General features: G+C 31.4%; 14 protein-coding genes. 11 read left to right on the plus strand and 3 right to left on the minus strand.

The features are described from left to right. Positions 1-36: 36 nt before the first annotated feature. Positions 37-459 carry a cupin domain-containing protein gene (locus tag DFR54_RS09460; RefSeq protein WP_086343330.1) on the plus strand — a complete coding sequence of 141 codons (423 nt, stop codon included), beginning with the start codon at positions 37-39 and terminating at the stop codon, positions 457-459. A 117-nt stretch (positions 460-576) separates the two neighbouring features. After that, on the plus strand, positions 577-1389 hold the full coding sequence (locus DFR54_RS09465; protein WP_114290007.1) for a DUF4767 domain-containing protein: 813 nt from the start codon (positions 577-579) through the stop codon (positions 1387-1389). A gap of 43 nt (positions 1390-1432) precedes the next feature. Here DFR54_RS09465 and DFR54_RS09470 read toward each other — a convergent pair whose 3' ends face one another. After that, on the minus strand, positions 1433-2098 hold the full coding sequence (locus tag DFR54_RS09470; protein WP_114290008.1) for a cyclic nucleotide-binding domain-containing protein: 666 nt from the start codon (positions 2096-2098) through the stop codon (positions 1433-1435). Positions 2099-2297: 199 nt separating this feature from the next. Here DFR54_RS09470 and DFR54_RS09475 point away from each other — a divergent pair, with 199 nt between their 5' ends. The 5 genes from DFR54_RS09475 to DFR54_RS09495 all read left to right on the plus strand — a co-directional run bounded on the left by DFR54_RS09475 (position 2298) and on the right by DFR54_RS09495 (position 6434). Beyond that, positions 2298-3227: a phosphate/phosphite/phosphonate ABC transporter substrate-binding protein gene (locus tag DFR54_RS09475; RefSeq protein ID WP_114290009.1), complete on the plus strand. Its 930-nt coding sequence runs from the start codon at positions 2298-2300 to the stop codon at positions 3225-3227. A gap of 75 nt (positions 3228-3302) precedes the next feature. Continuing rightward, entirely contained in the window at positions 3303-4076 is a 774-nt protein-coding gene (phnC, locus tag DFR54_RS09480; protein ID WP_114290010.1) for a phosphonate ABC transporter ATP-binding protein, read from the plus strand. After that, positions 4066-4845, plus strand: coding sequence for a phosphonate ABC transporter, permease protein PhnE (gene phnE, locus DFR54_RS09485; RefSeq protein ID WP_114290011.1), 780 nt, complete (start codon positions 4066-4068; stop codon positions 4843-4845). The genes phnC and phnE (DFR54_RS09485) overlap by 11 nt, the downstream gene beginning before the upstream one ends. Continuing rightward, the gene (gene phnE / locus DFR54_RS09490) at positions 4842-5624 is read left to right on the plus strand and encodes a phosphonate ABC transporter, permease protein PhnE (protein WP_114290012.1); all 783 of its coding nucleotides are present in this window, start codon (positions 4842-4844) and stop codon (positions 5622-5624) included. The genes phnE (DFR54_RS09485) and phnE (DFR54_RS09490) overlap by 4 nt, the downstream gene beginning before the upstream one ends. Next, positions 5625-6434: a metallophosphoesterase family protein gene (locus DFR54_RS09495; protein WP_114290013.1), complete on the plus strand. Its 810-nt coding sequence runs from the start codon at positions 5625-5627 to the stop codon at positions 6432-6434. A gap of 48 nt (positions 6435-6482) precedes the next feature. Here the strand turns inward: DFR54_RS09495 and DFR54_RS09500 are convergent, their stop codons facing one another. Further along, on the minus strand, positions 6483-7286 hold the full coding sequence (locus tag DFR54_RS09500) for a hypothetical protein (protein WP_114290014.1): 804 nt from the start codon (positions 7284-7286) through the stop codon (positions 6483-6485). Further along, positions 7273-7605, minus strand: coding sequence for a PadR family transcriptional regulator (locus DFR54_RS09505; RefSeq protein WP_114290015.1), 333 nt, complete (start codon positions 7603-7605; stop codon positions 7273-7275). Before DFR54_RS09505 ends, DFR54_RS09500 begins: the two co-directional genes overlap by 14 nt. Positions 7606-7833: 228 nt before the next feature. On the opposite strand from DFR54_RS09505, the gene DFR54_RS09510 reads away from it, so the two are divergent. Genes DFR54_RS09510 through DFR54_RS09525 form a run of 4 tightly spaced genes read left to right on the plus strand, consistent with a single transcriptional unit; the run spans position 7834 to position 12131 of the window. Then, complete coding sequence (locus tag DFR54_RS09510) at positions 7834-9852, plus strand: BglG family transcription antiterminator (RefSeq protein ID WP_114290016.1); 2019 nt, start codon at positions 7834-7836, stop codon at positions 9850-9852. 1 nt (position 9853) lies between these two features. Continuing rightward, a complete protein-coding gene (locus DFR54_RS09515; RefSeq protein ID WP_086342297.1) occupies positions 9854-10129 on the plus strand; it encodes a PTS sugar transporter subunit IIB in 276 nt (91 codons plus the stop codon). Between the two features lie 31 nt (positions 10130-10160). After that, positions 10161-11441 carry a PTS ascorbate transporter subunit IIC gene (gene ulaA, locus DFR54_RS09520; protein ID WP_086342298.1) on the plus strand — a complete coding sequence of 427 codons (1281 nt, stop codon included), beginning with the start codon at positions 10161-10163 and terminating at the stop codon, positions 11439-11441. Further along, on the plus strand, positions 11442-12131 hold the full coding sequence (locus DFR54_RS09525; protein ID WP_114290017.1) for a tryptophan synthase subunit alpha: 690 nt from the start codon (positions 11442-11444) through the stop codon (positions 12129-12131). It abuts the gene before it with no gap. The last annotated feature ends 11 nt before the right edge of the window (positions 12132-12142 follow it).

Below are 12142 nucleotides of genomic sequence, written 5' to 3' on the forward strand. Positions count from 1 at the left end.
TATTAGTATTATCAAAGATAAATGGAGGAATTAGAAATGAATTTTGATTTTACAGATCGTGGAAAACAACCCGTAGTTGAGAATATTGAAGAGTGGACATTAGCTAACGAAAACTACCGTACAACTGTATGGACAGGTAGTAAAATGCAAATGACATTAATGACAATTCAACCAGGTGATGATATTGGTTTAGAAGTTCATGAAGGTATTGATCAGTTTTTACGTATTGAAGAAGGTAAAGGTTTATGTAAAATGGGAGATGCTGAAGATAATTTAACATTTGTTAAAGAAGTTTCAGATGATGATGCGATTTTTGTTCCGGCTGATATGTGGCATAATGTTGAAAATATTGGTGACAAACCACTTAAACTTTATACACTTTACGCAGGTCCAGATCATGTACCTGGTACAGTTCATCCAACTCATCAAGATGCCATTGATGATCCTAACGAACATTAATTAACAAAAAAATTGAAATAAAAAGGCTGTATTGGTAATAAATTTATCAATACAGCCTTTTTTGTACATATAATATGATAAAATTATTTATATGAATAAAAGGAGATGACATAAGACATGAAGCGATTGTTATTTAGTCTGCTTGTAGTGACTACTATTTTTACTGGTTGTGCTCAATCAACTAAAAGATATGATGTAGCCATGAAAAATGGTTTAGAGCAGATAGAAAAAGAAAATTACGAAGAAGCTCTTTCAGAGTTTGATAAAGCAATAGCAGAAAAGAGTGAAGATTCTTTAGCAAAAGCTAATAGAATGCAAACCTTTGATTTAATAGAAGCTAAAAAAAGGATAGCAGATCAAAAAATTAATGAAGCAAACGAAGCACTAGATAAAGTTATTAATGAGAGATTAGGTTCTCCCAAAATAGCAGAACATGCTAGAGAAGAAAAAGAAAAATTAACTGGAAAAAAGGCAGCAGAAGAAAAGGTTAAAGATAATGAAACAAAAGAAGCTATATGGACAGAAGCAAAAGTAGAGGAACTTTCAGCTTTCATGACTTCATGGGGAAATACAATGGACCAAAGTTACAAAAACTACTCACCTGAGAATAATGTTGATTTTTATGGCATGAGCCTGCCAGAAACAACACTAACAGGTGGCTGGCAAGTAGCAATTAATGAGCAACCTGTAGAAATGGAATGGTCGGAAACTGGTACAGGAGAAAAAGCCTATCAATTAGTTGCTGTTTACTCAGATGCTGAAACACAACCTTATCTAGGAAAACATTTATATTATTTTGTTTTAGAACAAGGTAAACCTAAAGTGCTAGTAACTCAGCAAAATCAAGGTAATGAAATGAATTATTTATATTTTAATGAAACTGAAAATCAAGCTCTAAGAGATGGTTTTTCAAATATAGTTGCGAAATAAGAAAAGAAGTTGATCCAAGTAATGGGTCAACTTCTTTTCTTATTTATGATATATTTTCAGCAATTTCTCTTAGTTTTGTTTCATTTTTTATAAGTAAGTGGCTTTTTTGTTTTTCTAAAATACCTTCTTCTTTAAAATGATTAATGGTTCTAAGTAGATGTCTGTAACTAACATTTAAAATGGCTGAACAGGTTGTCAGTTTAAATGAAAACAGTTGGTTAGGTGCATTTTCTAAAATAAACTTGGCTAATCTCGTTTCAACAGGTTCAGTTAAAGAATTTGCTAGTGTGATACCTGAATTTAAACGATAACTAAGAATCTGGCAGACATTTTGTAAAAAACTAATATCTTGTTGTAAAAGCGAACGATATTTTTTCAGACTGATTCCTACACAGACACAGGGAGTTTCTGCAATGACGTTACTTTTTGGCGATAAATCCCATAATGAAGATGCTTCACCAATTAAAGTGACAGCCTCACTACGATTGATAACAATATTTTGAGTATCAGAAGAATAAGAATAGACTCTAACAGTTCCTTCAACTAGAAAATATAAGTAATCAGAAGGAGTATCTAAATGAATTAGATGTTCGTCTTTTTCAAAGGTGTAAACATTAGAAATAGGGATTAAATCATTATCTAAGTATGATTGTAAATTACACGTTTCAATATAGTCTTTTAAACGTAATGGATCTGAAATTCTCTTCATTAGTTCTCAAACTCCCTATCTTTTATAATTAAATCCATTATAGCTTAGAATAGATTTAGGTACAATACGAACAATATAAGTGCTTTATATGTAAAATGAATGTAAAATAGCAATAAATGTGACGTGTGTCACTTCAAAAAAAGAAAAAACTTGGTATTCTGTAAATGTAACATAAAGATATTTCCATAGGAGGAGAAAAATGAGTTTTAAAAAATTAGCAACAGTGGCACTAAGTCTATTAGCAGTTGGTTTACTAGCAAGTTGTGGTACAGGTACTGATAAAAAGGACGCTAAAAGTACTGAAAAAGAAAAATTAGTCGTTCAGTTTGTACCAACAAATAATGATGGTTCAATGGAAGCTAAAACAAAACCATTTGCCGAGTATTTATCAAAAGCATTAGATAAAGAAGTAACAGTGACATTAGCAACAGATTATTCAACTATTGTAGAAGCAATGGCGTCTGGTCAAGTTGATATTGGAGTTATGCCACCAGCAGCTTATGTACAAGCAAGAGATATGAAAGCTGCAGAAGCTATTCTAACTTCTCAAATTGGAGATATGGATTTAGAAACTGGATTACCAATTGATGGTAAGTTAACCAATACATTTAAAGGCGAAGTTTTAGTTAAAGCAGATAGTGATATTAAAGAATTAAAAGATTTAAAAGGTAAAAAAATTGCTACTTTAAGTCCAAATTCAGCCAGTGGTTATATTTATCCAGTAGCTGAAATGAAAGAAGCAGGTGTTGACCCAACAACAGAATCAACACTAACAACAGTTAATGATATTCCAAGTGAAATGACAGCAGTTTTAAATGGTCAAATGGATGCAGCATTTGTATTTGAGGGAGCAAGAAATGTTTTTGGTTCAGCATTTGCTGACAAAGATTTATTTAAAGAATTACGTGTTTTATACTTAACTGAAGGTGACATTCCAAATGATGCTATTGCTGTCCAACCATCAATGGATGCTAAATTAAAAGAACAAGTTAAAGAAGCCTTCTTAAAAATGAAAGATGATGAAAAAGGTGCTGAAGCAATGACTTTATGGAGTCATAAAGGATATGAAGAAGCAGCTGATTCAGCTTATGATACGATTCGCGAATATACAGAAAAAGCAGCAGAATAAAAATAAAAAAACTAAACTAAGAGCCACGGACACTTTTCGTTCATGGCTCTTTGAATGAAAGAATGGGTGGAAAAAATGATTGTTTTTGATAATGTCTCAAAAACCTATCCTAATGGAGTGAAGGGGCTCCAAAATATTAATTTAACAATTAATGAAGGGGAATTTGTATCTATTATTGGACTAAGTGGTGCTGGAAAAAGTACCTTACTACGCTCCGTTAATCGCTTAGAACCTATAACAACAGGTGAGATTAAAGTTAACAATCGTTCGATTACACGTGCGAGTAAAAAAGAATTACGAGAAATAAGACGAGAAATCGGTTTGATTTCACAGCATTTTAATTTAGTTAAAAGAAGTACTGTTCAAAAGAATGTCTTATCAGGTCGTCTAGGTTATTATGGTACTCTTAAAAGCATTTTCGGCTTATTTACAAAAGAAGATTATGAAAGAACTGTCGATGCCTTAGCAAGTGTTGGCTTGTCAGATAAATTACATACAAGAAGTGACGAATTAAGTGGTGGCCAACAACAACGAGTTTTAATTGCAAGAGCATTAGTTCAACAAGCTCCAGTTATTTTAGCTGATGAACCGGTTGCTTCACTTGATCCTATCACGACACAAAAAGTAATGGATGATTTAAAAGAAATCAATGAAACATTAAATAAAACGATCTTAGTTAATTTACACTCGATTCCACTTGCCAGAGATTATTCTACTCGTATTATTGCCTTAAAAGCTGGGGAAGTAGTTTTTGATGGGGTACCAAGTGAGTTGACAGACGAGCGACTTGAAAAAATATATGGACAAAGCATCTTTGATGAAAGGCAAGGGGATGTCAGTGAAAATTAAAGATACAGTTCATTTTAAATGGTACAAAAATCTAATAACAATCATTGTATTACTACTACTATTTCAGTTTAGTCGCGTAATAACAAATGCTGATTTTAAACAAGTTTTTACAAATTCAGATCAAATAGTGGTTTTCTTATCACGATTAATGCACCCAGATTTTGCCTACTTTCCTAAACTTATATCTCCCTTAATCAAGACGTTGCAAATGTCTTTATTAGGCACTTTTATAGGAGTGTTAGTGGCAGTACCTGTTAGTTTTTTAGCAACCCCAGTAGTGACTGGCAACAAATATATTTCTGTTGTTTTTAGATTTATTCTTGGAATTATTAGAACTATACCAACACTTTTACTAGCAGCACTTTTAGTAGCTATTTTTGGTATTGGTGAAGCAACAGGTGTTATGACGATTGCTATTTTCACATTCGGTATGGTTTCTCAATTAATGTTTCAGGCTATTGAAACGATTGATTTTGAGCCAATTGAAGCTCAACTTGCAGTTGGAGCAACAAGAACGCAAATGGCAGTTTGGGCAATTGCCCCTCAAGTTTTCAGTCAATTTGCTAGTTACTCTTTTTATGCCTTTGAAGTCAATGTTAGAGCCTCAACTGTTCTTGGATATGTAGGAGCCGGAGGAATTGGTGTTATCTTAAACTCTTCACTGGCTTTAATGAAGTACGAAAGAGTTTCGATTATTATCTTAACTATTTTAGTAACAGTTGCAATTGTTGACAAAATAAGTGAAAAAGTTAGGAGGACACTAGCATGATGATTAAAGAGATGAGTAAAAAAACAATCCTTTTTCTAAGTGTTTTAGGGATACTTCTAATTTATTCAGCAATAAGCATTGATTATTCAGGTCTAAGTACTTTTTCTTTATCGATGGGGCTAGATGTTTTAAAAGGTCTAAGTCATCCAGATTGGTCCTTTGTCTACGATGGTAGTGGAGAAGATTTAGTTAGCTTACTACTTTTAACAATCGGAATTGCTTTTTTAGGAACAACTATTGGAACGATTCTAGCTATTCCTTTTACTTTATTAAGTGCGTCTAATCTTTGGAAAAATTTAGGAGCAGTACCAGTTGTCGGTAAATTTATTCTAAATATTTTAAGAGCTTTTCCAGAGCTAGTGTTTGCGATTATTTTTGTTAAGGTTGTTGGGCCAGGACCATTTGCTGGTGTTATGGCTATTGGTGTCCATCATATTGGAATGTTAGGGAAGTTATATACTGAAGAGTTAGAAGCCATGGATGAAAAATTAATCGAAGAAGCAGAAGCTGTTGGAGCAAACTTTTGGCAAACTTTATTTTTTGTTAGAATACCAACCTTAATGCCAATTTACAGTTCACTTTCTTTAAATCATTTTGAAATAGCTGTTCGAAGCGCAGCTACTTTAGGTCTTGTTGGAGCAGGTGGAATTGGGGCCCCACTTATTTTTGCGATTCAAACACGTAGTTGGGGAAAAGTGAGCATTATTTTACTAGGTGTTATTTTAACTGTATTTGCATTAGATTTAATAACAGGAATCATAAGAAGGAAATTGAGATAGATGAATATACTACATATTTCAGATATACATTATTGTCAAAATGATAAAGTGTATTCAAAAGGATATAAAGGCATGATTTATAAAATGGATAATCCGCTTATTCATTTAGAAGCATGTTTAAAAGAAGTGATACAAACACAACAAATAGATTTGTTGTTAATCAGTGGGGATTTAACAGAAGATGGTAGTGTTGAGGATTACGCTTATTTAAAAAAGTGGTTTGAAGAGCAAATACCGAATATGAAAATCATTGTGACATTAGGTAATCATGATATTAAAGAAAACTTTTATGAAGGTTGGCTAGGAAAAGCGTCATCTAGTGCCTCTTATAATTTAGTAGAAACATTTGAAGAGTTTTATTTGATTTCATTTGATAGTTCAGTTTACGGTTTGGCTGATGGAAGCATGTCAGATGAACAATTTAATTGGTTAGAAGAACAATTAAATAAGTACCAAGATAAACCGGTCATATTAATGACGCACCATCATGTATTAGAAAATCAAAGTAGTACACCTGTATTACCAGAGTCGAATAGATTAATAAATTTAATTAGAGAATATTCTATTACTTGTTTTGTTAATGGGCATACCCATCATGTGTTTAATGGCGATATTCACGGAATACCTTACTTTACAGTTAATGGCATGTCTTTTGTGGGAGAAGATGAAGGAAGTGGTTTAGTAAGATTTGAACAAAAACATGGATATAATATTTACCAAGTTGAAGATGGAATGGTTAAAAAACAATTATCTGAAAATTTTTTTACAGGAAAAATAATTGCTAGAGTCGATATGAAAAATGATATTTAACTAAAGAAGTAGCAGTGTTAGTACTTAAACTGCTGCTTCTTTAAGTTTTTATAAAAAGTTAAGACCAAATAAATCGCTAAGGGAAGTAATAGAGATGGATTCTTTATCAATATTTAAACTAGAGCTAATTTTATTTTTTAAGTTTTCTCTACCTATATCTGTTTTAAGCTTAAAATAAAATTCTTGTTTCTTTTTCCTCTCAGTAACAAATATCCAAGTTCCTAGAAAGTTAAGTTTATTAATATCAGGTTTTTCTGACATGTTTTTAAAAGCGATAGTCAAGGTTGGTGTTATTAGAGTGGAAAATTCACCTAATTTAGTTTCTAATTCTTCAATTTGTTTTGAAATGAAATGGCCAGGTATAAAAAGAAGGAACCATAGTAAAACTATAGTGAACATAATAATAGGAATTGCAGATCTTAATTGAGTGTTAAAGAAAATTTCAATTAAAAGCCAAATAATTATTCCTAAAAAAACTAAACTAACCTGACAATAGGAAAGTTGGTCAGACCTATATTTTAAAAAATTAAGTTCTGATTCATCTGACAATTCATTAGAATAGGACTCAAATAATTCACTCTCTAAATAAGAATAAGAAACGTAAAAAGGAGCTAACCAAATTTTTTTATTAAGTGTTGTTTGGTTTTCAAAATCTTCTCTTAAGTTACTATCTAGCTTGAAAGTTTTTTCATCAATAAATTCAATGATTAAGTCTTTTGAGGTTTCATTATTTTCAGTGAACGTATAAAAACAACCAATTTTCTTTTTCAATAAATAATTCTCAGTAAGCATATTTTGTAAAAAGTATGCTTCTTTTTTACTGCCACTTCTATAAAATCTAAGCTTTTTCATTTTTTACTTCTCCTTCCACAGAAAGTTTATTAATTAATTGGATAAAAGCAATTTGTTCATCTAAAACTTGTTTACCAGTTTCTGTAATAAGATATTCTTTTTTTGAATCTTCTTCTGAAACTAATTTGATATAGTCTTTTTTTAAAAAATCTGCAATAGTTCGATACATGGTTGCTGGCCCAATACTAACAAATCCCTTTGTTGCTTCATTAACGTATTTCATAATCTCATAACCATGCGATTTATTTCTAAGAGAGAGCAAAATTAAAAAGGCTGGATAGTTCATTGGTGAGTCTAATAATGGTTTAGATTGTTTCATGTTAAAACCACCTTTCTTTCTTTTTACTATATATCCGTTTTGGTTATATGTCAAATGGTTATATCTGAGGTGGATATAAAAATAATGAATAGTTTTAATAACACGCTGATTTATATATAATATGAAAAAACATAGCAACCAATTTCATTGCACGGATTTGGAAATAAATTGGATTTGGTAACGTTTTAAATAATAAGTTAATCTTATGGTGTAAGGGAGGTAACACAAATGGACAGTCGACGACCAGAGCTCTTTTTACTTATATGCCAACAAAATAATCGCTATGAAATAAAAGTATTAGCAGAAAAATTTCAAGTGAGTACTCGGACAATTTATAATGATATAAAAAAATTAAATGAGTTACTACTTGCAGAAGGTTATGAAGAAATAAAAATTGAGAAAAGTATTATTTTTTATGAAAAAATGATACCGCTCTCTTTTGAACAATTGATTAATTTAGATGAAGATTATATTTTAACTCATCCCAAAATTCGTCGTTTAAGATTACTTGGAGAAGTACTTATGTTTCAAGAACAATTTAGTATGGATGATTTGAAAGAGAAATTGCCTCTTTCAAGGAATACACTTCTTTCTGATCTTAAATGGGTAAAAGAGGAGCTAAGTTTTCACCAAATTGAATTTTTATCTAGACCTTTTATAGGGTATCAGGTTTTAGGTGATGAAAAAGATATACGTCACTTATTGGTCTTAACGTTACAAGAGGATCCTTTAGTGTTTGAAGGTAACAAAAAACAACAAAAAGAATTAGAACAAGCCGAAAAATTGTTAAATTATTGTGCGGAAATGTTAGAAATAACTTTTAGTGATAGTTCATTTGATACGCTACTGTTAACTTTTTGGGTGACATATAGTCGTATTAAATTAGGAAAAAAACTAAGCTTTTATCCTAAAAATACAAAAGAAGAAAAACTATTATTAAAAAGCCGAAAGTTATTTGAAGAAGAATTTGGTATTTCGTTTCACTCAGAAGAACTTATGTATTTGGCACAGAAATTAACAGAGTCGTCTCTGATTAATTACAATGATGACATTAATGAAAAATGGTTAGACTACCATCTAATGGCTGCTGACTTAATCAAAAAAGTTTCTGAATTAAGTGGTAATACCTATTTTTTAGAAGATGATCTATTACATCAAGGAATTATTAATCATTTGAGACCTGCTTTTAACCGAGTTATCTCACATTCAGAAATTAATAATCCGATGTTTGATTACATTACAAGAACGTTTAAAACCTTACATAATCAAGTATGCCAAGGTATGGTATTGATTGAAGAACAAATGAAAATAACTTTTACCGAACAAGAAATATCTTTCTTTACCTTATTCTTTATAGCATCTGTTGAAAGAAGAAAGAGTTATCCGACAAAACCTAAAAAAATAATTATTGTTTGCGATGCTGGAGTTAGTACATCACAAATATTACGTTCAAAATTGGAAGTCAATTTTGATGTAATTATTCAAGGAACATTTGGAAAAAGAACTGCTGGTGATTGGTTGAGAGCTAATAAAACAGATTTAATTATATCAACTATTCCGTTTAATTATCCAAATGTAGAAAGTATTCAAGTAGCACCCTTTGTTACAGAAGAAGATATGAAAAAACTCTACTTACTGTTTAACACTAAAAAAGAAAAAATTGATATGAATGAAATTGTTTCTATTATAAATCAAGAAGTAGCTCTCACTTCAGAGCAGAAACAAACAATAAAAGCCGAATTAATGACCTATTTTAGGTTGAAAAATGATCAGGATTCAGAGAAAGGTGTGTATCAACCAATGTTAGTTGAAGTTTTAAATGAAAAATTAATCAAAGTTAATTATGAAGCAAGTAATAGAGATGAGGCTGTTAAAGCAAGTGGCCAATTATTAGTAGATAGTGGCTTAGCAAAACAATCTTATGTAGACGGCATGCTTGAAAATGTAGAAGTTAATGGAACATATATTGTTATTGCTCCAGGTATTGCTATGCCACATGCTAGACCAGAAACAGGGGCACTAGATATTGGATTAAGTATTGTGACTTTGAAAGAATCAGTTGTTTTTGGTCATCCTCAAAATGACCCAGTCAACATTGTTGTAGGTCTATGCGCCGTTGATCACCAATCACACTTAAAAGCTCTATCAGAACTTGTTGAAATTTTAGGAAACGAAGAAAAAATTACTCAGATTAAAACTGCTGAAACAGCAGAAGATATCATGACAATTATTAGAGGAGGAAATTAAGATGTTAAAAATAGTAACGGTTTGTGGTGCGGGAGTAGGAAGTTCAATGATGTTAAGATTATTCACGCAACAAATTTTACAAGCAGAAGGAATTGAAGCAACAGTTGATGCTTCAGATATTGGTTCAGTTAGTCCAGATAGTTATGATATTTTAATCACTACTTCAGACTTTGCTGATACATTAAGAGGCTCTTCAGCAACGATTGTAAGAATCGATAATATGATGGATAAAGCCTTCTTAAAATCAGAATTATTGAAAGCGATTGAGTCAAGATAAAACTAATTAACTAATAAAGGAGAAAATAATCATGGCAGTATTTATGTATATTGTACAAAATGTGTTAAGCCAAGCAGTGTTTATTATTGGGTTTGTGGTTATTATTGGTATGCTGGCTCAAAAGCAAACTTGGGATAAAATCTTACCAAGTACGATTAAAACAATGATTGGTTTTACAATGATTAATATCGGTGGACAAACATTAGGGATGTCACTATTACCATTACAACCGATGATTTCTAAAATTTTTAAGGTAAAAGAAGTTGCAACTGACATTGGTGCAGCTCAAGCTGAAAGTTTAGCTGATATTGGAACAGAAATGGCTCTTATTTTTGCATTCGGATTTTTTACAAACTTATTATTAGCTAGATTTACTCGATTTAAATATGTTCACTTGTCAGCTCATGTGTCATTTTTCTTCTCAGGCTTAATTGCAGCACTACTTAAATTTGGGACAAATCTTTCGTTTGTTATGATTGTTTTAGTAGGTTCGTTATTATTAGGACTATACATGACATTTTCATGTGCTTATGTTGCCAAATGTATGAAAGGTGTTAAGGGTGGTGAAGGATTTACATTAGCTCACTCAAGTTCATCTGGACTATTAATGGCTTCATTGATTGGTAAGTGGTTTGGTAATAAAGATAAAGATTTAGAAGATTTACAAATTCCGAAAAAATTAAACTTTTTACGTGAAATGACTATTTCTTTAACTATTGTAATGACACTATTATTCTTAGTTTTAGGTTTAGTTGCAGGTCCATCTTGGACAATTGAAAATATCACAAATGGTCAAGATATGTTTGTCTTTTCATTATTACGTGGTGTTGAATTTGGGGTTTGGATTACAGTAATTGTAACTGGTGTTAGAATGATGCTTTCTGAAATTATTCCTGCTTTCCACGGAATCTCAGACAAAATCATTCCAAACTCAATTCCAGGATTAGATGTACCACTTTTATTCCCGGCGTATCCAACATCAGTGATTGTAGGATTCTTATCTAGTTTAACAGCTGGTCTTTTAGGAATGGTTATTTTAGGGTTAATGAATTATCCAGTGATTGTCTTCCCAGCGTTAATTCCAACTTTCTTTACAGGAGCTGCAACAGCTATCTTTGGTAACGCACATGGAGGTAGAAGAGGAGCTATTCTAGGATCCTTTGCTAACGGGTTAGTGTTAATTTTTGGACAAGCTTTCCTTTTACCAATGATTGGTACATACGCACCGATTATGCGTATTCTAAGTGAAACAGACTATGTTGTCTATGGTCCGATTTTAGGATGGGTACTAAAAGTATTAGGAGGTATGTAATTGAATAATTTAGCAATATTTACAGTGTGGAATTATCCAACTAAAGAAGATTTTTATCAAATTCTTGATAGTTTAGATGAACAGGGTGTCGGATTCGTTGAAATTGGTATCCCAGTAACTAATCCCTATGTAGATGGTGATTTAATTCAAGAAGCTCATAAAAAAGTAATAGATACAGGGTTAACAACATCTGATCTAGAAGAAGATTTAAAACTGATTAAAGAACGATATTCTTTTAAAGTTATCTTAATGACTTATAAAGAAGGGGTGGAACTTTTTGACATCGATAAATTAAGTCACACTTTGTATGATGGAATTATCTGTGTTGATCAAGTGTTAAAAGCAAGTCAGTTTAATTCTCCAGTCTATATTTTTAATGAAGATTTGACGAATCAAGAGTTAGAAAACTTTTTAATTAGTGATAGTCAATTTAACTACGTGATGTCTGGTAGAGGAAAAACAGGTTCTTTTGATTCAGTTCCAAGTGAGTATATAAAAACCATTAAACGAATTAATCAAATAAAACCTCAATCAAAAAATTTTATTGGCTTTGGCATAAAAAGCAAAGCAGATATCATGAATGTTATTGAAAATGGGGCAGATGGTGCGATTATTGGAACAGCCTTTATTCAAATCTTTTTAGACAAAGGAATTGAAGGTATCAACGAGTATTTAAAGAGTTTAAAATAATGAAAAAGACT

Source organism: Vagococcus fluvialis, assembly GCF_003337315.1.
GTDB lineage: Bacteria > Bacillota > Bacilli > Lactobacillales > Vagococcaceae > Vagococcus > Vagococcus fluvialis.